Source organism: Paenibacillus sp. GYB006, from assembly GCF_036577645.1.
Classification (GTDB): Bacteria; Bacillota; Bacilli; order Paenibacillales; family Paenibacillaceae; genus Paenibacillus.
In genome coordinates this window covers 43563-66777 of sequence record NZ_JARBDA010000014.1, presented here as the reverse complement: position 1 = coordinate 66777, position 23215 = coordinate 43563, and the positions used below count along the sequence as shown (strand labels likewise).

The following is a 23215-nucleotide window of genomic DNA, read 5'->3' as shown; positions in this document are numbered from 1 at the left end:
GACTTGCATGTATTAGGCACGCCGCCAGCGTTCGTCCTGAGCCAGGATCAAACTCTCCAATAAAGTTATTGAAAAGAGCGATAAGCTCATTTAGAAAATGCTGACGAGAACTTAAAAGTTCTCTATTCAATTTGTTATGACCAACAAATTGAATTTGTATTGATTCACTCACGAGTTTCACTTACGTAAAACTCCTCGTTGTTCAGTTTTCAAAGATCAATCTCGCTAACAACTTTCGTCGTCAGCAACTTTTATATAATATCATGTCCGGTTCAGAAATGCAAGCTTTTTTTCGAAGTTTTTTAACTTCATTTATGAGGCTTGTTATTCAGTGTGTTGCTTACTGGCTAACTTCTTGGCCGGAATTAGAATATACCATGCTGATATTAATTATGCAAGTACTTTTTTCGAAAAAATTAACTCCATTTTTGAGATGCTGATAATGCAGTATACAAGTCCATCATCACAATCTATTTCTTCTATATATAAGTAATCTTGCGCTCATCGAGGTGCCGTACAACACGCGGAATTATTTTGTCATCGATCGCGTTATTAAAGTTCATAGGAGCAAATTTCTCTGCACCAATGAAAGCTATCGAATTTAGGGAGCGTGATGTCCATGATAACAAGATGAGGTTGCTGATCAAGAAACGAATGCTTGACCTCTTCAAAATCCTCGGTCTCGTCACATGAAACCCCCAAGATTCCAGCCCTGTTTTGAGCACTTCAAATAACGCATTATCATCTTCAACTACGAATATAGTAAACTCCCTATAGTGAACCTCCTTCTATTTTGAAAAATGAAAAAGCAGTCGATGATTGTATCGGCTGCCTCATTGTTTTATTCAACACGTTTAATGTAATACTAAACCGCCTGGAAAAACTCAGAAAGATCCTGCTGCTTGTTGACTACGTGGTATTACACGAATGACGGGATCATTTACATCTACTCCTTGAACTTCCCACTGTGTGGATTCATTCAACCCGTAATGAAGTGTAATTGTTTTTTTCATATCTGAAACCCACAGTTCATCGCCTACAATGGCTGTGATCTCGGCCTTCAGTTCTTCTTTTCCCTCTGTAAACTTCACTTCCCAATCATCAAAAACTAGAGGGGTTAAAGCGGTTTTTTCATCTTTCTCCGTTGTATCCCCTAATAAAATATTGGAGGCTGATATCTCAGCATCTCGTATTACCTGATCGGGTGTAGGTAACTCGGGGCTTCGTTCACTCCCACAGGCTACTAATGCAAGAAATAAAAAGAGTACTAGGCTAATAGTAGTACAGGCTTTTATTACGATGACCCCCTCGCTCTAACTTATCTATTCGTTGAATAGAAGTACACTTCTCTCCTATCTCCTTCGCTGAACACCAGAACTCCTTAACAAAGTTTACCTTTCCACCTTCGCTCAACACGGACTTATTCATGATCCTTGCACCAGTAATTACCTTTAATTAGACACGTTGCTTCTATAAGAGAAGCAACATTGTCCCCTTGCCCACTCCCCGTATCAGGGGAAGCTGTTTTTCATTACTCTACTTTGCTGATTCCAAAAGCGTGGCTCCAGGGAATTAGGTGATCTCGAGGTCTGAGCGACTTTTGGCTTTGGCTGGACCTCCTACTTCGAAGCAATACTTCGTCCAGACGAAACAAGTGGAGCACAGAGCTCGTGAACACCGTTTCCCCTTCTACTTACGCTAATCACGGAGCTCATGAACACCGCCGTTCCTCCTCCACTTCCGCAGAGACAGATCTCATGAACACCGTACTTCCTTCCGCGCACCAGTAATCATCCTTCATTGGACACGTTGCTCGCCTTAAAGAAGCAACGTTGTCCCCTGCCCACCCCCGTATCAGGGGGAGCTGTATTTCCTTCTCTACTTTGCTGATTCCAAAGGGCGTAACTCAGGAAATAAGGTGGTCTCGAGGTCTGAGTGACTTTTGGCTTTGGCTGGACCTCCTACTTCGAAGCAACACTCCGTCCAGACAAAACAAGTGGAGCACAGAGCTCGTGAACACCGTTCCCCTTCCACCTTCATAAGCAACAGTAATCTCTACTTCTTTACACCACGTTCTTTTTCAGCTGCCCATGATACAACTCACTATAAAATCCGTTCGCCCCCAGCAACTCCTCATGCGACCCTTGCTCAATCAGTTTCCCATGTTGCATCACAAGGATCTTGTCAGCTTGGCGAATTGTATTCAGCCGGTGAGCAATAACAAAGCTCGTTCGGCCCTGCATCAGGCGCTGCAATCCTTCTTGAATCTTAATCTCCGTTACCGTATCAATACTGCTGGTCGCTTCATCTAGAACAAGCATAGCAGGATTCGCGAGCATTGCCCGGGCAATAGCGAGCAGCTGCTTTTGACCCTGACTGATCCCGCTCCCATCCGCATGAAGTACTTGGTCATAACCCTTCTTCAGTCTAGTGATAAAAGAATGAGCATTAGCCATTTTTGCCGCTTGCTCTACTTCTTCATCGCTAGCATTTAGGCGACCGTAGCGGATATTTTCACGAATGGTCCCCTCAAAAAGGAATGAATCTTGCAGTACAAATGCCATATGAGAGCGCAGACTCTTCCGCTGTATGGTCGTTACATCCTGACCATCTACGGTGATCGTTCCTTGATCTGGACTATAAAACCTCGAAATCAACTGAATCAGCGTGGTTTTACCTGCCCCCGTAGGCCCAACAAGCGCAATCATTTCCCCTGGTTTAGCTTCAAAAGAAATATCCTGAAGACTAGCTCCCTTTTCTTCATAGCCAAAGGAGACATGTTCAAACTTCACTGCACCTTCTACATGGTCGAGTTTCTTAGCTCCAGCTTCATCTATTACCTCAGGATCTTCGTCCATAATTTCAAAGACTCGCTCCGCCCCTGCAATCGCTGATAAGATCGTATTCCACTGGTTTGCCAGATCATTCAGCGGTCTTGTAAACTGCCGCGCATACTCAGCGAAAATAATAATGACGCCAACACTAATTGAACCCGAGATCGCCATAATCCCGCCAATCCCTGCAATAATGGCAAAACTAAGATTGTTCAGCCCATTCATCAGCTTGGGGATGAATCCCGATATCGTCTGTGCCCAAAAACCAGATAGACGAATTCGATCATTTCGCTCTTTAAATGCAGTAAGAACTCGTTCCTCCTGAGAAAAAGCTTTAATAATTCGCTGTCCTGACAAGGTTTCCTCAATATATCCGTTCAGTTCTCCTAAGTTACGCTGGCGCTCCTTAAACAAAGGTCCAGTCCGTTTCGTAATCCAGCGCATACCAAGGGCCATCAAAGGAACGACGGTAAAAGTAAGCAACGTGAGCAGCGGACTCAGTGTCAGCATGACAATAACGACCCCTGCGAGTGTCAAAATGCTGGATGTAATCTGAATAATGGAACCATTCAAGGTTGCACTGACATTTTCAATATCGTTCGTAAGTCTGCTCATAATCTCGCCTTGCTGACGTTTACCGAAGAAAGGAATAGGCAGTCTATGAAGATGTTCAAATAAATCGTGACGCATCCGGTATACCGTTTCCTGAGCAACTTCAATCATCCAAATGTTCTGCAAGAAAGCAAAGAGTGGATGAAGAAGATAGACACCGCCGAGCGCCACTAAAAAATACACCCATGTACTATCTCCCTCTCCTTCGAGATACGTATCTACCGCAGTACCAATGAGGTACGGTCCAAGTAATGCTAAGGCAGAAGTAAGAACGACCATAATGAGTACCAAAATCAGCTTGAGCCTTCTTTTTGCGAGATAATCCCATATTCGGCGCAGCGTCCAAGACCAATTTTTCGCTTTGACTGCTTTTTTTCGGGTTCCCTGTCCAAGCTGATTTGTATCCTTCAATGCCTCGGAACGTTCCTGACGAAATGGTTCGGCTAGTTGTTTAAGCATGCTGCGCCTCCTGTCCGTATTGGGATTCATAGATCCGGCGATATAGAGATGATTCTATAAGCAGCTGCTCATGTGTACCACTCGCGATCAGTCTTCCTTCATCGAGCAGTAAAATGAGATCTGCAGATAAAGTAGATGATATTTTTTGCGTAATAATAAACGTCGTACAGGATAATTCATTAAGCTCATATAAAAGGGCAGCTTCCGTCTTCACATCAAGCGCACTTGTACTGTCATCGAGAATCAAAATCTGCGGATGACGAACGAGTGCTCTAGCAATAGATAGACGCTGTTTTTGTCCACCTGACAGGTTGACACCCCGCTGTCCAAGCATGGTATCGTAGCCATTTAGCAAGGAGAGGATCGTATCATGAATTTGCGCTTTGCGAGCGGCCTCTTCCATTTCCTCAAGACTTGCACTTTGATTGCCCCAAGCGATATTGTCACGCACTGAACCGGTAAATAGGACCGCTTCTTGCGGTACGTAACCAATTGCGTCTCGAAGTTGTTCCACCGGTATCTCTTGAATATTCTGACCCTGAATCGCAATTGTCCCCTCATTTGGCTCATATAACCTGAGAAGCAGCTGAACCAGCGAAGTTTTCCCCGATCCCGTTGCACCCATAATAGCAATCCGTTCACCAGGCTTCGCCTGAAATGTAATATCACTTAGGACATTCATCTCCCCTTCTGGATAATGAAAATGAACGCCTCTATACTCAATGGTTCCTTGTAATGTTGCCTTACTAGGAGAAATTGAACTCTCCTTAGTATCGTATACATCCGAATCCATCAGCAGTACTTCCTGAATCCGGTTTACGGAAGCATTTGCCCGGGAGAAGGTTGCTACGATCCATGACAGCATCGATAATGCCCCCATTGTACGAACGGCATAGTTGATCACGGCGACAACTTCCCCGAGGGAAGCACTGCCCGTTGCTACAATCTCTTTGCGTCCAAACCATAAGATAAACAGAACACTTGCGTTCATGAGAAGCATAATAAAAGGCATGGTTGTCTCTGCGAGACGCTGAGCTGACATCGTTGACGTCATTAACTTATGTATCGAACGGCCAAATCGTTCTACCTCATGACCCATACGCACGAACACACGAATAAGCCGTATACCAATGAGGTTTTCCTGCGCTACTCCGTTCACTTCATCCAGCCGATTCTGTACATTCCTAAAGAGAACAGATACCTTTTTCATAATGAAGAAAATAAAAATGAGCAGGATGGGCACTGTGACAGCTAAAAACAATCCCAATCTCACATTGACGATCAGTGCCATAATGACACTGCCGATGACAACTAGCGGTAACCTTGTTGCGAAACGCAAGCTCATAAATACCGTGTCCTGAATTTGTGTAATGTCTCCAGTGAGCCGAATAATAAGTGAAGACGTAGCAAAACGGTTAAAAACCGCGTAAGAAAACGCCTGTACTTTTTCATACAAAGCTTCCCTAAGATCTGACCCAAACCCCTGACTGGCATGCGCTGCATAAAAAGAACTCGAAATCCCTGCTACAAAGGCGATTACCGCACTACCTAGTAAGAATCCGCCCCATGTCCATACAACGGTTAGGTTCTCCTGCTGAATTCCATCATCAATAATCTTCTGAATGAGATAAGGTTGAATCAGTTCTACCATAAGCTCGAGCAGCAGCATAAAGAGTGCAGCGATTGCGGCTACCCGGTATTTCCGTAAATAAGTAAACACTAGGGCCATATTCATTCCTCCGACGTTTGAAGCATATATTATTGATCTCTGTATGTCTCTACTCCGGTTTTACCCCAAATAATGCACTCCTATCCATATTATAGCGCATACATCCACCTCATTCTTCACTCCAGGAAAATTAAACTATATAAAATCAGGAAATTCTGATACGTTCAATTCATTTCGGTCTTTTCGGTCTTACCAAAATAAAAAAACCGTAGGCAAAACTAGATTAAGCTAGTTTGCCTACGGTCTAAACTGCCGGGATTTTCTAGGCAGCCTTTGAGCTATGATAGAGGTCATTCCGTTCCATTATAATTCGGAATCGAGATCCCTCTTTTTTTATATATCATGCTTGATTTGCTCTTTGTTTCTCTAGATTGCGAAGCTCAATTCGGCGAATCTTACCTGAACTTGTTTTGGGTAAGTCACTAATAAATTCAATCTTACGCGGATATTTATAAGGTGCTGTTATCTCTTTTACGTAATGCTGAATTTCTTTGATGAGAGAATTGGAACCTTCTACGCCCTCTTGCAGCACGATGAACGCCTTTACGATATGCCCTCTTGTCTCGTCTGGACTTGCTACGACAGCACATTCTTTCACCGCAGGATGCTTCATGAGTGCTTCTTCCACTTCAAACGGTCCAATCGTATACCCCGAACTGATAATAATATCATCCCCGCGGCCTTCAAACCAGAAGTACCCTTCTTCATCGATGCTTGCGCGGTCTCCTGTCAGGAAATACTCCCCTTTTATACTCTGTTGCTTCCGATTCTCATCTAAATAATAGGCACTGAAGAGGGCTGGCATTTCTCTATGAACGGCAATGTTCCCTACTTCTCCAGGAGGAACCAGCTGTCCTTCATCATCGACTACCTGAACAAGTCCTGGAGACATGGACATGCCCATCGAACCTTTACGGAAAGGCATATCTTTCAGGTTACCGATCAAGAGCGTACTTTCCGTCTGTCCATAGCCATCCCGAATCGTAATATCAAAATGGCGCTGGAAGCTGCTGATCACTTCGAGGTTCAGCGGCTCACCGGCTGACACTGCACTGCGCAAGTTGGATAAATCATACTGACCGAGTCCATCAAGTTTTGCCATCAGCCGATATTCGGTAGGTGTACAGCAAAGCACATTTATTTTGTAATCTTGCAAGAACCGTAAATAACGTTTCGGTTCAAACGAACCACTGTATACAAATCCCGTTGCTCCATTTCCGAGTACAGAAAGGAACGGACTCCAAATCCATTTTTGCCATCCAGGGGCTGCCGTAGCCCACACCATATCTTGGGATTTGATATCAAGCCAAGACGAAGTAATGCGAAGATGAGCGTAACCCCAGCCGTGAGTATGAACAACTCCCTTAGGATTGCCCGTTGTACCTGAGGTGTACGTCAGAATTGCGATATCATCCCGGTGTGTATCCACCGCTTCGCGTACCTCTGGCTGGCCTTCCATCAGTTGATTCAGCATACGGTATCCCGCTTTTTCTTCTCCTGGTTCAGCAGATACAGCAATTCGGTATGCCAAAGAAGGGATCGTTTCTTCCATCTTATCAACTTCATCCGTCACACTGGACCATACAATGACAGCGCGAGCTTTCGAATGTACAAGCCGGTAAGAAAGGTCTTTGGCTCTCAGCATCTCAGAAGAAGGAATAATAACAAGGCCAAGTTTCAAACAAGCGATATATATTGCGTATGCAATTACATTTCTAGGTACCATAACAAGTACCTTGTCACCTTTTGTTAGACCAAGATCTGCAAGGCCGCCTGCAATTTGGTTTGCTTTTTTTAGCAAATTCCCATAAGTTACTTCCTCTTCATGTTCATGCTCATCCAAGCACTTGAGTGCAACGTTTTCAGCCGGATGATGTTCCATTTCTGATGTCATATTATATTGTTCCGGTGCAATCCATTGCTCGTAATTCACACTCATCGTCTCCTTAGGGTCAAGTAGGTATTAGGACCATTATATCATTATTTAGTACCTGGTGCTAATAATTAGATTTCTTGGCTTACTTTTTTGCCCAGGAAAATAGTTTGATTTTAATCGGTCCCACTGATACCATACCTCCAGCAGACCGAGCTTTATGGCGACTCTAATTGCTCGTCTCTAATTGCTGGATTCTTAAATCGAATCAACAAACCTGGGAGCACACTTACGCAAATGATAGCTGCTGAAATCAGGTATACCGTAAGTAAAGATGTTGCATTCATGAGAAGACCTGTAACCGAAGATCCAATCAGAATGGCTCCCATAAATAACGGCATAATGGTTCCACCTACTCGGCCAATCATGTTTTCTTCAACCTGTGCAACCATAAACGTCGAGATGACGACATTGATAAAAGCTAAACTGATAGCACCAAAAAAGCTGATCGTAAGAGTCAAAGCAAACGCAGTAGATAAAGCTTCACCTATGGTTGTAAGTGCCATCACACATATTCCTGCAACAAGAAGGAACGTTTGATTTATTTTTTGACCTATAAAGGCGGCCATTCCGCTTCCTATAAGCAGTCCGAGACCTGATATTCCCGAAAGATAGGAAACATAAGTCGCATCAAGTTCTAATCTATCCGTAACGATAAAGATCTGTAAGGGTCTGACCAATCCTTCTGCGAGACCTACAATGGCGAAAACTACGGCAAGCCATTTTAGAGAAGGCGTTCTTAGTATGAAGCGCCACCCTTCCAGCAGATCTTCGTATAAAGAGTTCTGTTTTTCTCTTTCCACAGTAGTTGACGGCAAAAAAGTAAGCAATACAGCGGACGAGATAAATAAGAAGAGTAAGGTATATAGGGAGGCTTGCAGTCCAAGAGTGGTATAGATGAATGTCCCAAGCAGAGGACCCACAATAATAAACAGTGAATGAAGGCTTTGTGTAAGTGCAATCGCGGTCTGAACGTGCTCTTCAGGAACATTCCGTTTAAAGATTTTAGCGGAGGATGGCTGGGAGAACTGGCTCACGATGGCAGATACAAAAGTTGCTGCATACAGCACCTGCCAGTACCCGGCCCAGAACAAGGCGAGAATCAGAACGATGGAAAATGTGCTTAAGACATCACCCCATATCATCGTTTTTTTAGGATTCCAGCGATCTGCAAATCCCCCGCCAATGAAGGAAAAAACGAAAATGGGGACATATTCTAAAACCGTAATGAGCGAAACAGCGAAGGGGTCTCCCCCTGTCCGTTCCACAATAAAATACAAGATCGCCATATTCCGTATCCAAATTGCGAGATTTTGCAATAAATCAGAACCCGTTACGATTAAAAATGACTTGTTGCGCAGCAGTTGATTCATTTTCTCTCTCCTTTGCCCACGTTTTTAGACCGACTGTTCGGTCCACTAATATAAAAAAGAAAAACTGATCTTTCCCATCAGTTCTCTTTTGTCACCTATTCGGTAGGTGCTTCTATTCCGGTCAATAATATTTCTATTCCTTTTTTGTATAGACGCCGTATCTCTTCTAAGTCTTTCTCGAAATAAAGCGTACTCATTCCGTTTATTAGTCCATTAAGGACATACATGATGTCACTCGAACTGTCTTTCTTCAGTTCCCCGCGCTCCATACCTCGTATAATCAACTGTTCATATGCCTTATAAGGAAGCCGTGTCACCTCCAACATATCATTTAGCATATCCTCTGTGACAACTTGGCTGGACATGAATTCATTAACCGCATGAGTCAGAGGATTGTTCATATCATCCACATAGTGATCTGCGAGAGCAAACAACTTTTCCCGGGTCGTCACATATGCCGCTTCCTTCGCCATCCAGGCTTCCATCCACTCCTCATTATTCAGCTTGATGAGATACATAAACATCTCTTCTTTGCTCTTAAAATGATAATAGATGCTGCCCTTACTTCGGCCTGTAACTCGACAAACCTCTTCCATTGAAGCAGCATTGTATCCCTTTTGTGAAAATAGATCCTTGATCTGATGAGCGATATCTTTTTTAATTTGAGTTGCATCTTTTCTGCGCTTGACCTCGATGAGAACCGTCTCCTTTCCCTAAACCGACTGTTCGGTATAATTATAATATATGGAAAAAATGGATGTCAATACGAAAAACCCTTATCTTCGCTAAGATCATATCATCTCAGCAATAATAAGGGGTCATGATATTCTTAACTATACTTTAACCATACAATAAATGGGTGCATTTCAATTCACTCTTACGAAAGCATCCCTTTATACATTCCCGGAACAGAACCCTCGATAACGGTAGCACCTGTTGTTTTTGCATAAAATTGGGTCGGCCCTGCTCCTCCAATAATCGCATATCCGTAACCTTCCTGCTTCATATAATCCAGTGAATAGAGCAGCAGCATTTTTCCAATTCCGCGTCCACGCTCTTTCTCATCCACTCCGGTAGGACCAAAAAAACCTTTAACCGTAGCGTCATAACAAGCAAATCCAAGCATCTTACTGTTCTCTACCGCGACAAGACAGGTAATAGGCGACCTGGCAAAAGCAACTTCCGCTTCACTTACCCATCCCTTTCCAAAATGCTTTCCCACCCAGTCAGCAACAACATGCTTCTCTGGTGCGATCGCACGGCGGATCGTAACCCCTGTACGCTGTTCATAACTTCTTAGTGGTTCTACTTCAGGCAAGTCATATAGTTTCACGAGCATATCGGGCATAAGGAGTACCTCCGCTGATTTTTTGCATCGATGTTGAACAAGAATAATCTTATACAGCAATCTGTTCGACATAGAGCAGGTATATTTGGGATTTATTCTATAAGTATACTCGGATGATGGTCTTAATGGCATGTTCTAATACGCTGTCTATTTGCAAAAACTTGCGATTTTATGTCTGAATCCTATACATCTATTTATATAAATTTGAATCAATTTCATAACCATTTTGATCTATATATACTCCTGATTATAACAACCAAGGATATTAAAAAAAATTAATTAAAATTAGTAAAATATTATATATTTTACCTTTCTATCCGATATAACCTCTGTCCGAGGTAGTCGATCGCTCTAGTTCGGTAGACTGTTAGAAGGATACTCGGGCGTAATCATTTTATAGGAGGTTATTGAATGAGATGTGAGAATTGTGGTTATGAAAACGGACAAGGTGCCTACTGCGCAGAATGCGGTGCCGCCAGTAGAAGAAGGATTACGAATCCGTCACACGTAGACAGCAATGAAGAAGCAAGGTTTTCCACTCAGGATGGATACGGAGATTCCGTAATAAAAGGAGGTCAAGTTGCAGCTGAAGGAAGAGCCAAAGCCAATCCCCTGCAATCACTTGGGCAAAACGAACGGGTTCAGCAAGCTGCAGAAGTAAGCAGACAGTATCTTTCCTTTTTTGTAAAAGCACTGCTAAGACCTTACCAGACGATGCGAAATGTACAACCGGCACATGCACTACACAGCTATATTACAATGAGCTTGATTTCGATTCTTACTGCCCTCTTCTCCATGCTTGTGCTGAACAGAGTCAGCTTTGGATATGGCACCAGCTTTATGAGCGGGTTTATGAAGCCCTTACTGTTTACAGGAATTACACTGCTTGTTGGTTTAGCCATTGTTTACGGTATGACAAAGCTATACCGAACAAAAGCGGACTTTAAGCAGGTCGCAGCGGGATATGGAACCCTGCTTATTCCTTCTGTAGCATCAATTCTGCTAGCGAATCTCCTGTTTATGGTGCATCTTACAAACCTATCCCTGGTTTTAATGGGGATTGCGTTTCTCATTGCTTTTGTAGCCGTAAATATAAGTATTTTTACATATCCAGTTTTGCAGACGAACCACCAGACAGTAGATGTCACCTATGCGCTGATCATTGCTAACCTTATCTTGTTCTATCTAATCTACAAAATTGTTAGTTCTATTGTACTGTCTGTGCTTGGCGGCATGATGGCCAGCTTTTTATAGTGTAATCGGTACCCTAAGTTAGAAAATAAAGAATCTTTAGCGAAATAGAAAAAATCCCCCTGATCATCTAACAAAGTAATAACCTTGATGGAATGACAGAGGGATTTTACATTGTAATCCTAGTTATAAATTAGCGATCGTTATTATGTACGTAAATAGCTTAGCCAGATCTCTTGAGGCATTCGGTCCCAGCTGAAGAGCAGGTTTACCAGAACTCATCATAATATCACCATAGATTATGCCCCAGTCACTTGTAAATTTCGGCTTTACTGGCTCTGGCGGTTCAAGACCGTACTTATCTATTATCTGTTCCCTTAATTCGTTTGATAATGACAATCCCTTACCCTCATCTGGGTTGTTTACCCGCTCCATCTTAGCAGATAACGTACTAAGAGTTGCCATTTGTACCTTGGTATTCGTCACTTCTTGTGCTTCTGCGGTTTCAAGTTGAAACAATAAGAGAATCGCACAAAAGAAGGCAAAAATCATTCCTTTATTCATTTCTTTTCTCCCCATTTTAAAACATATCCCTTCGTAAACAACATAAAAATGGTATAATCAAGGTTAACTATTAAAAATTACCACGTAGTTATCTTGAAAATAAAACGCTACTATAACACAGAATTATTGTTCTCTCAATGGATAGAACATATATGAAGGAGGCGCAAACATGGTATTTTTGATACTTTTACTCTTAATCATTATTATTTTCTTGTTGCTTAACATTAATTCTAAAATTCCACCCCGGGATTATGTGAAAGAAGCTCTCGATCGAGACGAGAAATGGCGTCAGGACATGGAAAAGAAAAAAGAACAGGAAAAATGGAATACGTAAGGATCACGATTCTAATTTCAATTAAAAAAATGGATACCGCTTTGGTATCCAAATCAGACTGTAGACACACTAGCTTAAACTAGTTTGCCTGCAGTCTTTTTATTGATATCACGTATTACTTCTAACCAGTTTCTTCTATTTAAATAGTCGGCTTATTCCAGACCTACTGTAACATTTACATTTCCTTTAATGGCTTTAGAATAAGGGCAGTAATCATGAGCTAGTTTCACATACTTCTGTGCTGTTTCCTCATCCAGTCCATCGATACGAACGTTCAGTTCGACTTCTAGTTTAACTCCGTTATCCTCAGGATCCGTTTTTAACATCACCGTCGCGGTTACTGTACTCTTCTCAATCTTTACTTGATTCTTCTTCAATTGAAACTCCAGCGCAGAGTTAAAGCAAGCACTATATCCCGCAGCAAACAATTGTTCCGGGTTGGTCGCTGTCGTTTCTTTTCCTCCAAGTTCAGGCGGGGCTGCAACTTCCAGCAGGAATGTATTATCTGGAGATTGTACAAACCCTTGGCGTCCACCTGTGTTGATCACGGTTGTTTCATATAATGTTTTCATCGTTTTATTCTCCTTTGGATTACTCATGTATTCTTGTTTCGATTCATCTCTTGTTTCAATTCTTCTTAATTAATTTCAACTCAATAAAATTACTAACAATTCAATTGTACAAAATATAATATTGAAAGTAAATCCTTTTTTAATAATCAATGGTTTTTACTCTCTTTACTCTTTTCAGAAATTCTGAATAACGTTTTCTCCATTAACGAACACTACCTTTGTCCTTTTTAAATATGTCCCTATGTTGTAGGGGTCAAACCCCAGTATCTTTCCTTTGAATTTGTCAAGGGCTTTGATTACAATTTTTATTGACTCCAGTAAAAAACCTTATAAATTTCAAGCTGCAAGTTGATATCGTTTTCTTAATTCTGGCCAGTTTGTTTTTCGTATACTTTTTACAAGGAGCGTGGATTCATGAAGAAACCCAGTGAAAGAACAGTTCAAATGACCCGGTTTCTTCTTGCAACGCCAGGCCGCTTTGTAACCGTACGTGAGCTGTCAGATGAATTGGATGTTAGTGAAAAAACGATTAAACGCGAGCTGTCCGCTATGGAAAAATGGCTCAGCGATTATGCTCTTACGCTAAACCGTAAACCCGGGGCTGGTCTTATGCTTGAAGGAGAACCCTCTGCTTTTGAGTCCGTTCGTGACGCGATTGAAGCCTTTAAAGCACCCGCCAGTTATTCCCGAGATGAACGCCGCTATTTTATTATTAGTGAGCTTTTACTGAGTTCTGAACCGATCAAACTTTTCACCTTCGCTTCAAAATTTAAAGTAACGGAAGGTACACTCAGCCACGATCTGGATCTCATCGAAGGCTGGCTGGAAGCCTTTCATATTAAGCTAATGCGTAAACCGGGATATGGTATTTACGTAGAAGGCACAGAAAAGGATTATCGGGCTGCACTCATTCATCTGCTTCATGAGAGTGTGGATGAATATGAACTCATTCGTCTGGTTCGTGACCCGCTCAATGAAAGCGGCCAAACGTTAGGACGAATTCAATATCATATTCGAAGTCGGCTTCTGAATCTTGTAGAAGATAGCACGATTGTGATTATTGAGAAGTATTTGACAGAACTCGAAGAAAGAACCGGGATGAAGCTGACAGACAGCGCCTTTATTGGGCTTGCCGTCCACCTTGCTCTTGCGATCGAGAGAATCAAAAAGGGACAACGTATTATTATTCCCCCAAGCGTGCTTAGCGAACTGCGATTGCATCCTGATTTCAATGCAGCTCAGATGCTTGTAAAACGCTTAGAGGAAGTTCTCGGTCTAACGATTCCCGAAGATGAAGTTGGCTATATTACTATGCACCTAAAGGGTGCTGAGACAAGAATTCAAACCGAAGCCGAATCGGAGGCAGCTTACGAGAATGTCAGTTTTGAGCTCGTTCGCCTGGCTCGAAAAATTCTTAAAGAAGCGGAAGCGGAAACAGGTTTTGAATTAAAAAGTAACAGCAAGCTTTTCTATGGTTTTATTAGTCATCTTGGTCCTGCTATTGAGCGATTACGGCTTGGCCTCGATATTCGTAACCCTTTGCTCTCTCAGATTAAGGAGCAATACGCTACCACTTATAAGGTAGCCAAAAAGTGCGCCAAAGTCCTAGAAGATTATCTAGAAAAGCCTGTCCCAGAAGCAGAAATCGGTTACATCGCCCTACACATCGGAGCGATGTCAGAATATGCAGGAGTTAAGTACAGAGAACGACCTGTTCGTGTCTTAATCGTATGTGCAAGCGGAATGGGCACCTCAAGTCTTCTCCAAACCAGAGTTAGAAAAGAATTCCCTTCTCTTCAAGTTGTCGATGCCATCTCTGCTGCAGAGATCAGTGAGCTTGATGAACAAGTCGATCTTGTCATCTCCACCGTAGATCTTACAAGCAAGAGACAAGTAGTCAGAGTATCACCTCTCCTTGGAGAAGCGGATATGAAAAACGTAAGAACTGCTCTTGAACATCTTGAACCTTTACCAGAACTTCAGCCTGCTTCAAATGAAGCACCCGCTTATTTACCAGATACGCTGGAAAAGCAGAAGAATCTGATTCAAGGTATTCAAGATCTCATGAATAATCTGGTCATTGAAGATCTAGTGGAATCTAGAACGGTTAATGAGCTGATCGATAAGATTGCTAGGCAATTTACGACCGAGGAGGAAGAAGCTTCAACGCTCAGCCGCGAACTTCATGATAGGGAACGACTTGGGGAAACGATTCTTTCTACGGAGGGAATCTTTCTACTACACTGCAGATCGACCGTTATTCATCGTTTAGCTCTTGGTATTATTCGCTTTAAGGAACCGCTGACCTATGGCACAGAAAATGATGCAAATCTCTATTCTGCCATCATTTTATTAGCTCCAAAACAAAGCGAACGTACGTATCTGGAAGCGGCAAGCGAAGTCAGCAAATCCCTGATAGACCGTCCTGGCTTTGCTATTCGTCTAAGTGTAGCTCGCCAAGCTGCCTTAACGAAAGAAATTCAAGGTATTTTGAAAGATCTATATTTACGAAAGATGGAACAATACACAATGGAGGTAGAACAAATATGAGTACGCTGGAAGCTACTAGCGAATCTGTCCCTAAAAAAACGGGCAACATCAAACAAGCAACTCAGAAATTTGGACGCTTTCTAAGTGCAATGGTTATGCCGAATATCGGTGCCTTTATTGCCTGGGGGCTTCTGACTGCTCTCTTTATTGAGGCAGGTTATTTCCCGAATGCTACACTGGCATCCCTTGTGGATCCAATGATTAAATACCTTCTTCCACTGCTGATTGCATATAGCGGCGGTAAAGCCGTTCACGATCATCGAGGCGGGGTACTAGGTGCCATTGCCGCAATGGGGGTTATTGTCGGAGCAGATATTCCGATGTTTATCGGTGCCATGATCATGGGTCCGCTCGGCGGATGGGTAATCAAGCAGTTTGATAAATATGTTGGAAGCAAAACACCTTCTGGTTTTGAAATGCTTGTTAACAACTTCTCTGCCGGTATTATCGGTATGCTTCTCGCTATTGCAGGACTTTACGGTATTGGACCTGTTGTAGCCACATTCACTAACCTGTTGGCTTCAGGTGTAGATGCGATGCTGACTTGGGGAATTCTCCCGCTTGTATCCATCTTTATCGAGCCAGCAAAAATCTTGTTCTTGAACAATGCAATTAACCATGGAATTCTAAGTCCAATTGGTATTCAACAAGCAGAAACCACGGGTCAATCGATCATGTTCTTGCTTGAAGCAAACCCAGGACCAGGTCTTGGTGTACTGCTTGCTTACTGCTTCTTCGGAAAAGGTTCCATTAAAGGATCTGCACCGGGCGCAGCAATCATTCATTTCTTTGGTGGTATTCATGAGGTTTACTTCCCGTATGTCTTGATGAAACCAATTATGTTCGTATCTGTCATCGTGTCTGGTATGGCTGGTGTATTCACATTTAACTTGCTTGATGCGGGTCTCATTGCTGCATCTTCTCCAGGAAGTATCATTGCGATCTTGGCGATGTCAGCAAAAGGTTCTTATCTTCCTATTCTTGCTGGTGTTCTCGTATCTGTTGTTGTATCTTTCTTGCTCTCTTCTTTATTCTTGCGCAGATCTTCTGCAGATGAACAAGACCTAGAAAAAGCAAAAGAAGCAGTAGCAGGTATGAAAAAGAGCAGCAAAGGGATCACTGATGCTCCTGCAGCAAACTTGAATGACAAAGCAGAAATCAAGAAAATCATCTTTGCATGTGATGCTGGTATGGGTTCAAGTGCGATGGGCGCTACTTCTTTCCGTAAAAAAGTAAAAGCAGCTGGCCTGCCGATTGACGTAACAAACACAGCAATTGAGAATATTCCAGGTGATGCAGATCTTGTTGTTACACAGCAGAATCTGACTCCACGAGCAAAAGGAAAAGCTCCGAATGCAATTCACGTCTCGATTGATAACTTTGTAAATAATCCGATTTATGACAAGTTAATTGCCGACTTAAAAGCAAAACATGAACAAAGTGCATCTCCTGTACCTGAAAACGCAAAAGAAGATGTATCGGGTGCAGTAGAAAAAGCCGTTCCTGAAGAAGTGAAAGAAACTTCGGAAGAAACAAAAGGCGGCGACGTACTACGTAAAGAAAACATTGTACTCCAGCTTCCATCCGTAAGTAAGGAAGATGCGATCCGCCGTGCAGGTGAATCCCTTGTTGCAGCAGGATATGTAAAACCACATTATGTGGATGCCATGATTGAACGCGAAGGGGTAGCAACGACTTACATCGGTAACGGTGTAGCGATTCCTCACGGAGTTGGCGATGCGAAAAAAGAAATTAAAACAAGCGGTATCGTTGTTCATCAATATCCAGAAGGTGTTGAATTCGAAGGCGGCCGTGCATATCTCGTAATCGGGATCGCCGGAGCAGGCAGAGAACACTTACAGATTCTTACGAAAATTGCAGAAGCCATTGAAGATGAATCTACTGTAACTAGACTGGCACAATCCAAAGATCCTAATGAAATCTACAGCATTTTCGGAGAATAAAGAATACCAAATCTTTAAAACGAAAGCGGGTTTTTCATATGAAAAAAGCAATTCAATTTGGAGCAGGAAATATCGGGCGCGGCTTTATCGGCGCCCTTCTCTCCCAAGCTTCTTACCATGTCGTATTTGCAGATATTAATGAAGAAATGATTAATGAACTGAACGAGAAAAAAAGCTACCAAATCCATATTCTTGATCTGGAGCAAAGACAAGAAACCATCACGAATGTTTCTGGTGTACTCTCAAATGGTCCAGATATCGTGAACGAAGTGGCTGAGGCTGACATCGTAACGACTGCAGTAGGTCCGAATGTTCTGAAAATTATTGCTTCTACGATTGCTAAAGGTATTGAAGCTCGCAGAGAAGCAGACAGAGGTGTTCTGAATATCATCGCTTGTGAGAACATGGTCGGCGGAAGCAAACACCTAGAAGAACAGGTGTACACTCACTTGTCCGAGGCAGGTAAAGCATATGCTGAGAAGAATGTAGGTTTTGCTAACTGTTCAGTAGACCGGATCGTTCCTCCTTACCAAGGTGAGAACATGCTTGATGTCGGTGTTGAGTCTTTCTACGAATGGATCGTAGAAGAGCCTTCCCTCAAAGGAGAAGTACCTCAAATTCCAGGCATGAAACTGACAGATAACCTGCTTGCTTATGTTCAGCGTAAACTGTTCACATTGAACACAGGTCATGCGATTACTGCTTACCTTGGTTACCTGGCTGGTATGGAAACCATTGAAGAAGCAATCAATAATGATGAGATTCGCGCAGTGGTACGTCAGGCAATGGAAGAAAGCGGCGATGCACTGATCAAGAAACATGGTTTTGATAAAGAAGAACACTATAAATACATTGATAAGATCGAAAAACGCTTTAAAAACCCATATATTCGCGATGAAGTTATTCGTGTAGGTCGTGAACCGCTTCGTAAGCTTGGTCCTGCTGATCGTCTAGTAGGTCCTGCTAATATGGCGATTCAATATGGACTTGGACATGTTGCTCTTCTGAAAGGTATTGCAGCTGCATTCCATTATGATAACCCGCAAGATCCGCAATCCAAAGAGTTGCAAGAGCAAATTGCCAAAAATGGCATCGAAGCTGCTGTATCCTCTGTTACTGGATTTACGGAAGGCAGTGAAGATCACCGCATCATCTGTGAAGAATATGCGAAGACTTCCAAAGCTTAATAAATCTGATGTGAAGCTGAATATGCTCAACCGTCATCCTCTAAGGATGACGGTTTTTTTGTGTTTTTAGTGCAGATTTCTCCGCTAAAATGGTTCTTTTTTAAATCAATTTCATAATACCTTCAGTTGCTTTAATCAAGATTATATATAGATCAAAATGGTTCTATTTGTCTATATGTAGTTACAAATTTATCGTTTTAATGAGTTATGAGATTGATATTTGTATATAAGGTTTTTCGCAAATATGTTAATTGTTTTGTCCATTTGGGTATTCTATAAGTATATAAAATGATAAACAGGACTATTTACACCTTGTTTTCGCTCAGGAAATTCATTTATATTTAAAGAAAGCGATTACAAAAATATGTCTTCACTTTTTTCTTCCTGCTACCGACATAGTTATTATGAACTAATCAAAAGCGAACGGAGGAATTTCTATGATGAAAGAACTACAAATTGCTGAGCAAAAAGGTTATTCTGTACATCTTTCTTTAACCGATGGGTCTGTCTATTCTGGAGTCGTAAGTCTTCAGCTTCCTTATAAGAAGCTTCGTCTAAAACATACACAAGGTATTGTCAGCATTCCTTTTCAGGAAATTAGACATTGCTCTACCCTCATTCCTGTCCCATTTTGAATTCTAGCCCCCTATCCTATATTATTTTTTATTTGATCAGCCGATGTCCACTCTTTTGATAAGGAGCGAGTATCGGCTTTTGTTATTATGCTATCTCCCCTCTATTCTTCTATTTCTCGCAAGCAATCCCGTCCTTATCCCGATCTTTTGATTGATTGGCTTCATACAGCGATGCAGAAACATGCGGTTTATATTTCGTTTTGCCTCCTTTATTTTTAATGGAAGAAGACTTGGCGACTCCGCCCTTATACACTTTGTTCAGCTCAGTACAGTTCTTATACTTTTTCGCACTCTCTGCATGGATCTCACCCATTACTCCGAACGTTATGGAAACAGATACCAAAGTTACCATTGTGATTTTTAGGCATTTTCTCATTTACACGCCACCTCCGATACATTATGTATACAACACCGTCATTTATTTTAATATAATATGAAAGGAAAATATATGAATTTATTGATCGTTTCGGAAGTTTTTATAGAAGATTAATGTTATTAAGTGAATAATATCCAGGTGGGAGATCCGTTTATGATGCTTTTACTCCTTCACCAGCTCTTTCTTTAATTAGCGGACTATCTAATTGGCACGTCTTTTTTATGAGTACAGATGGGGAATTAAACGAAAAAGACCTCCCCATTTAATAGGAGAGGCCACTTTTTTAACTCGTCTAACTTATTGTCCTAACATAAACAAACTTACGGCACCTAAAGCCAAAATCACGATGGAAAGCACCTGAATCCACGATCGAAGCTCCCAATACCGAATGGCATAGACCACAGACATACTGAGGAAAAACCAACCTAGAGAGATACCCGAATTCACTAGCGAAATAATCAATAAAATTAGGGCGAGGGCGGTAACAACTGCCTCCGCTATTACAAACTTAGGATTGCGTTTTTTCTTACCCGGGTTCAGGATAAAAATCACCTCCGGATACCATTTAACCATAGGTTCTAGTCACTTGAAAACAGCTTGTCTTCATATACATATGTCCTTATTTCACACCATTATATACAAATGCTTTAATAATCGAGCGCTGTGCAAAGAAGAAAATAATTAGAATCGGTACAACAAGTATCAAATTGCCTGCCATAAGAACATTCCATGTGGTCAATCCTTCTGTTTCTCGAATCTTGGCAATCCCGAGCGGAAGGGTCCGCGCCGTTTCGTTCGTTGTCATCACCAGCGGCCAGAAATAATCATTCCAGTGACTAATAAAACTGAACAATCCGAAGGTAATAAGTGCAGGACGAGCCATGGGAATCATCAGCTTCAGCATAATCTTCCACTCTTTTGCTTTATCCAGACGAGCTGCCTCGATGAGTTCATTCGGCACTTGCTTAAACGATTGGCGCAGAAGAAATATCCCGAATGCACTGGATGCAAAAGGTAGAATCAGCCCAAGATGCGTGTTAAGCAGATTCCAGGAACTAAGTTCAAGATACACGGGCAAGAAGATGAGCTGAGAAGGAATCATCAGCGTTACCATGACAAATCCAAACAAAATACCTGATCCCTTAAACTCAAACCTCGCAAACGCATAGGCAGCAGGAATAATCGTCAGCATCTGCAGCAGCAGAATGCCTGCGGAGATCATCACGCTGTTCATAAAATAGTGAAGAAACGGTCCAGAGTTCCAGGCTTGAATAAAGTTTTGCCACTGCGGGGCTTCTGGAATCCACTCGGGCGGAAAGATCATCGTTTCCGGCAGTGTTTTAAGTGATGTGGACACCATCCAAACAAAGGGTAAAGCAAAGATAAGGACAAGCACCCCCATTAACATTACGTTAACGACTTTCAGGAGACGGTTTATCACCTTCATGCTGCTTACTTCCTCTTTCACTTTGTCCCTAGATGCGCGTTCTGCTCTTGCTGCTGGTTCAAGTACATTCATAAGTAGCCTCCTCTCCCTTTTACCGATAATGCACCTTTTTGGATAATAGACGGAAATAGATAAGGGTTAGGATCCCGACAATCACAAGCAAGATTACCCCAGCCGCTGAAGCATAGCCAATCTTAAAGAAACGGAAACCATATTGATAGATGTAATAGACCAAGGTGTTTGTGGAATTCACCGGCCCGCCCTGCGTCATAATGGCAATCGTCTCAAACACCTGAAAGGAACCAATCATACTCATAATCGCTAGGAAAAACAGCGTTGGAGATAACATGGGCAGCGTTAAACGCATAAACGTACGCCATGGTTTGGAACGATCCAGTGCAGCCGCTTCATAGATACTTTGCGGAATGCTTTGCAATCCGGCAATAAAGACAAGGGTGTTAAATCCGATCCCTTTCCACACAGCAACCAGAATGAGTGACATGAGGGAAGTATCCGGATGAGATAACCACTCTAATGGTCCAAATCCCAAAAGGCCGATAACCCAGTTCAATAGCCCATACTCTGGGTCCATCAGCCAGCTCCATAGCAGTGAAATGGATACCAAAGAAATAATATGCGGACTGAATATGGCCCCTTGGACAAATCCATAGAACGCTCCGGAACGATTTAACCAAAGAGCCAGCAGTAAAGAAATACTAAGGGTGAGAAGCACGGTAGAAACGGTGTATATTGTCGTATTTAGTATGACCTGACGAAACTCAGCATCCGACAATAATGCCGAAAAATTTTGCAAACCGACATAATCCTTTGTAGGGCTGACAAAATTCCAGTCAAATACACTGAGATACATCATATAAAAAATAGGATAAATGAAGAATACACCAAAAACAGCTAGTGCCGGCATTACCATTCCATAAGGTCTAAGCTTATGCCATATACTTGATGTCGAACTCATCATGCCTCTAGCCTCCTCCGCTCACCGAAATGAGTTCAAGAGATTTCGTCGTTCCATTTTCACTTCCAGCGGCTCTATATTCTGCTTGTCTTACCCTAAGTCCCCTAGAGTCAAAATAGTACAACTGCTCATATGGAACTGTAACGGTAACCATGTTATTCATAATAAGAGGAGAAAGGAAAGTCTTAACGGAAAACATACCGAAGCTCGACTGGATCTGGTATATACTCTCTGCCCCGAGGCTTTCCCTGGTCATGATTTCTCCACTGATTCTAAGGCCCTCTCCTTTTAACTCATGCCCGGTATGCAGCTGCGCGTGCTCAGGACGAAATCCGAAATGGCGAATCTCTTCTTTGCTTTTTGCTGATAAAGAGGGAAAATGGATCCCTTTATAGGGAAGAATGTTCATCGCAGGTGTTCCAATAAACTGAGCAGCAAACATGTTTGCTGGATTGTGATACAGTTCAATTGGGGAAGCCGCTTGCTGAATGACTCCTTTATTCATAATGACAATCTCATCGCCCATAGACATGGCCTCTACCTGATCATGGGTTACATACACAAATGTCGTCCCCAGCCTTTTATGCAGCTGAATAAGCTCTGCCCGCATCTGATGGCGGAGCTTCGCATCCAGGTTACTGAGCGGCTCATCGAGAATAAAGACCTCGGGTTTCTTAACCATAGCGCGAGCAAGAGCTACACGCTGGCGCTGTCCGCCGGAGAGCATCTCCGGCTTCTTTTTCATATAATCACTCAGGCCTACAATTTCGGAGATATCAGCAATCAGCGTATCGCGTTCCTTCTTCGGAATCTTCCGGTTAATCAGTCCAAATTCAATATTGTCATGGACATTCATCGTTGGATAGAGTGCATAGTTTTGGAAAACCATCGCCACATCACGCATACCCGGGGGAACTCCATTCACTCGCTTGCCATCAATAAAAATATCGCCGCTGGACTGGTCATCAAGCCCCGCAATCATGCGGAGCGTTGTTGATTTACCACAGCCAGATGGACCGACAAGCACCGTAAATGAACCATCTTTTATCGTAAGGTCAAGGTCCTTGATTACCTCTTCCTGCTTAAAAAACTTGCTGATTCCTTTTAGCTCAATTTGGCCCATCTTCTCCA

General features: G+C 42.4%; 20 protein-coding genes and 1 rRNA gene. 6 read left to right on the top strand and 15 right to left on the bottom strand.

Going from position 1 to position 23215, the window contains the following annotated elements; all coding sequences use genetic code 11:
- The 8 genes from PV403_RS20800 to PV403_RS20765 all read right to left on the bottom strand — a co-directional run.
- Window positions 1-63 (bottom strand): 16S ribosomal RNA (locus PV403_RS20800); the annotation flags it as partial.
- Between the two features lie 821 nt (window positions 64-884).
- Window positions 885-1091, bottom strand: a complete 207-nt coding sequence (locus PV403_RS20795) for a hypothetical protein (protein WP_213535359.1) — start codon at window positions 1089-1091, stop codon at window positions 885-887.
- A 972-nt stretch (window positions 1092-2063) separates the two neighbouring features.
- Window positions 2064-3905, bottom strand: coding sequence for an ABC transporter ATP-binding protein (locus PV403_RS20790; protein WP_332085895.1), 1842 nt, complete (start codon window positions 3903-3905; stop codon window positions 2064-2066).
- On the bottom strand, window positions 3898-5634 hold the full coding sequence (locus tag PV403_RS20785) for an ABC transporter ATP-binding protein (RefSeq protein WP_332085894.1): 1737 nt from the start codon (window positions 5632-5634) through the stop codon (window positions 3898-3900). Before PV403_RS20785 ends, PV403_RS20790 begins: the two co-directional genes overlap by 8 nt.
- Before the next feature lie 340 nt (window positions 5635-5974).
- Complete coding sequence (locus tag PV403_RS20780; RefSeq protein ID WP_332085898.1) at window positions 5975-7528, bottom strand: acyl-CoA synthetase; 1554 nt, start codon at window positions 7526-7528, stop codon at window positions 5975-5977.
- A 197-nt stretch (window positions 7529-7725) separates the two neighbouring features.
- Entirely contained in the window at window positions 7726-8940 is a 1215-nt protein-coding gene (locus tag PV403_RS20775; RefSeq protein ID WP_442951785.1) for an MFS transporter, read from the bottom strand.
- 95 nt (window positions 8941-9035) lie between these two features.
- A complete protein-coding gene (locus PV403_RS20770) occupies window positions 9036-9578 on the bottom strand; it encodes a TetR/AcrR family transcriptional regulator (RefSeq protein WP_283771314.1) in 543 nt (180 codons plus the stop codon).
- Between the two features lie 239 nt (window positions 9579-9817).
- Window positions 9818-10288: a GNAT family N-acetyltransferase gene (locus PV403_RS20765; RefSeq protein ID WP_332085893.1), complete on the bottom strand. Its 471-nt coding sequence runs from the start codon at window positions 10286-10288 to the stop codon at window positions 9818-9820.
- 411 nt (window positions 10289-10699) lie between these two features.
- On the opposite strand from PV403_RS20765, the gene PV403_RS20760 reads away from it, so the two are divergent.
- Window positions 10700-11542 carry a hypothetical protein gene (locus PV403_RS20760; RefSeq protein WP_332085892.1) on the top strand — a complete coding sequence of 281 codons (843 nt, stop codon included), beginning with the start codon at window positions 10700-10702 and terminating at the stop codon, window positions 11540-11542.
- A 123-nt stretch (window positions 11543-11665) separates the two neighbouring features.
- On the opposite strand, the gene PV403_RS20755 is transcribed toward PV403_RS20760, so the two are convergent.
- Entirely contained in the window at window positions 11666-12043 is a 378-nt protein-coding gene (locus PV403_RS20755) for a hypothetical protein (protein WP_332085891.1), read from the bottom strand.
- A 169-nt stretch (window positions 12044-12212) separates the two neighbouring features.
- Here PV403_RS20755 and PV403_RS20750 point away from each other — a divergent pair, with 169 nt between their 5' ends.
- Complete coding sequence (locus tag PV403_RS20750; RefSeq protein ID WP_213535347.1) at window positions 12213-12377, top strand: hypothetical protein; 165 nt, start codon at window positions 12213-12215, stop codon at window positions 12375-12377.
- A gap of 152 nt (window positions 12378-12529) precedes the next feature.
- On the opposite strand, the gene PV403_RS20745 is transcribed toward PV403_RS20750, so the two are convergent.
- The gene (locus PV403_RS20745) at window positions 12530-12949 is read right to left on the bottom strand and encodes an organic hydroperoxide resistance protein (RefSeq protein ID WP_332085890.1); all 420 of its coding nucleotides are present in this window, start codon (window positions 12947-12949) and stop codon (window positions 12530-12532) included.
- Window positions 12950-13363: 414 nt separating this feature from the next.
- On the opposite strand from PV403_RS20745, the gene PV403_RS20740 reads away from it, so the two are divergent.
- From PV403_RS20740 to PV403_RS20725, 4 genes are all read left to right on the top strand, one after another.
- Window positions 13364-15499, top strand: coding sequence for a BglG family transcription antiterminator (locus PV403_RS20740; protein WP_332085889.1), 2136 nt, complete (start codon window positions 13364-13366; stop codon window positions 15497-15499).
- Entirely contained in the window at window positions 15496-17463 is a 1968-nt protein-coding gene (locus PV403_RS20735; RefSeq protein WP_332085888.1) for a PTS mannitol transporter subunit IICBA, read from the top strand. The genes PV403_RS20740 and PV403_RS20735 overlap by 4 nt, the downstream gene beginning before the upstream one ends.
- Window positions 17464-17501: 38 nt before the next feature.
- Window positions 17502-18650 (top strand): mannitol-1-phosphate 5-dehydrogenase, encoded by a 1149-nt coding sequence (locus tag PV403_RS20730; RefSeq protein WP_332085887.1) that lies wholly within the window; start codon window positions 17502-17504, stop codon window positions 18648-18650.
- 437 nt (window positions 18651-19087) lie between these two features.
- Window positions 19088-19285, top strand: coding sequence for a hypothetical protein (locus PV403_RS20725; protein ID WP_160033967.1), 198 nt, complete (start codon window positions 19088-19090; stop codon window positions 19283-19285).
- Window positions 19286-19394: 109 nt separating this feature from the next.
- Here the strand turns inward: PV403_RS20725 and PV403_RS20720 are convergent, their stop codons facing one another.
- The 5 genes from PV403_RS20720 to PV403_RS20700 form a co-directional block, all read right to left on the bottom strand.
- Window positions 19395-19598, bottom strand: coding sequence for an excalibur calcium-binding domain-containing protein (locus PV403_RS20720; protein ID WP_332085897.1), 204 nt, complete (start codon window positions 19596-19598; stop codon window positions 19395-19397).
- Window positions 19599-19958: 360 nt separating this feature from the next.
- Window positions 19959-20234 carry a hypothetical protein gene (locus PV403_RS20715; RefSeq protein WP_332085886.1) on the bottom strand — a complete coding sequence of 92 codons (276 nt, stop codon included), beginning with the start codon at window positions 20232-20234 and terminating at the stop codon, window positions 19959-19961.
- A 46-nt stretch (window positions 20235-20280) separates the two neighbouring features.
- A complete protein-coding gene (locus PV403_RS20710) occupies window positions 20281-21108 on the bottom strand; it encodes a carbohydrate ABC transporter permease (protein WP_332085896.1) in 828 nt (275 codons plus the stop codon).
- A gap of 91 nt (window positions 21109-21199) precedes the next feature.
- Window positions 21200-22087, bottom strand: coding sequence for a carbohydrate ABC transporter permease (locus PV403_RS20705; protein WP_332085885.1), 888 nt, complete (start codon window positions 22085-22087; stop codon window positions 21200-21202).
- A gap of 4 nt (window positions 22088-22091) precedes the next feature.
- Entirely contained in the window at window positions 22092-23207 is a 1116-nt protein-coding gene (locus PV403_RS20700) for an ABC transporter ATP-binding protein (RefSeq protein WP_332085884.1), read from the bottom strand.
- Between the last annotated feature and the right edge of the window lie 8 nt (window positions 23208-23215).

Excerpts from the sequence above, each read along its gene's own strand:
- PV403_RS20710 (WP_332085896.1), bottom strand. The coding sequence starts at position 21,108 with ATGAAGGTGATAAACCGTCTCCTGAAAGTCGTTAACGTAATGTTAATG.
- PV403_RS20720 (WP_332085897.1), bottom strand. The coding sequence starts at position 19,598 with ATGGGTGAGATCCATGCAGAGAGTGCGAAAAAGTATAAGAACTGTACT.
- PV403_RS20705 (WP_332085885.1), bottom strand. The coding sequence starts at position 22,087 with ATGATGAGTTCGACATCAAGTATATGGCATAAGCTTAGACCTTATGGA.
- PV403_RS20740 (WP_332085889.1), top strand. The coding sequence starts at position 13,364 with ATGAAGAAACCCAGTGAAAGAACAGTTCAAATGACCCGGTTTCTTCTT.
- PV403_RS20755 (WP_332085891.1), bottom strand. The coding sequence starts at position 12,043 with ATGAATAAAGGAATGATTTTTGCCTTCTTTTGTGCGATTCTCTTATTG.
- PV403_RS20725 (WP_160033967.1), top strand. The coding sequence starts at position 19,088 with ATGATGAAAGAACTACAAATTGCTGAGCAAAAAGGTTATTCTGTACAT.
- PV403_RS20790 (WP_332085895.1), bottom strand. The coding sequence starts at position 3,905 with ATGCTTAAACAACTAGCCGAACCATTTCGTCAGGAACGTTCCGAGGCA.
- PV403_RS20775 (WP_442951785.1), bottom strand. The coding sequence starts at position 8,940 with ATGAATCAACTGCTGCGCAACAAGTCATTTTTAATCGTAACGGGTTCT.
- PV403_RS20750 (WP_213535347.1), top strand. The coding sequence starts at position 12,213 with ATGGTATTTTTGATACTTTTACTCTTAATCATTATTATTTTCTTGTTG.
- PV403_RS20765 (WP_332085893.1), bottom strand. The coding sequence starts at position 10,288 with ATGCCCGATATGCTCGTGAAACTATATGACTTGCCTGAAGTAGAACCA.
- PV403_RS20785 (WP_332085894.1), bottom strand. The coding sequence starts at position 5,634 with ATGGCCCTAGTGTTTACTTATTTACGGAAATACCGGGTAGCCGCAATC.
- PV403_RS20730 (WP_332085887.1), top strand. The coding sequence starts at position 17,502 with ATGAAAAAAGCAATTCAATTTGGAGCAGGAAATATCGGGCGCGGCTTT.
- PV403_RS20780 (WP_332085898.1), bottom strand. The coding sequence starts at position 7,528 with ATGACATCAGAAATGGAACATCATCCGGCTGAAAACGTTGCACTCAAG.
- PV403_RS20715 (WP_332085886.1), bottom strand. The coding sequence starts at position 20,234 with ATGGTTAAATGGTATCCGGAGGTGATTTTTATCCTGAACCCGGGTAAG.
- PV403_RS20760 (WP_332085892.1), top strand. The coding sequence starts at position 10,700 with ATGAGATGTGAGAATTGTGGTTATGAAAACGGACAAGGTGCCTACTGC.
- PV403_RS20735 (WP_332085888.1), top strand. The coding sequence starts at position 15,496 with ATGAGTACGCTGGAAGCTACTAGCGAATCTGTCCCTAAAAAAACGGGC.
- PV403_RS20700 (WP_332085884.1), bottom strand. The coding sequence starts at position 23,207 with ATGGGCCAAATTGAGCTAAAAGGAATCAGCAAGTTTTTTAAGCAGGAA.
- PV403_RS20745 (WP_332085890.1), bottom strand. The coding sequence starts at position 12,949 with ATGAAAACATTATATGAAACAACCGTGATCAACACAGGTGGACGCCAA.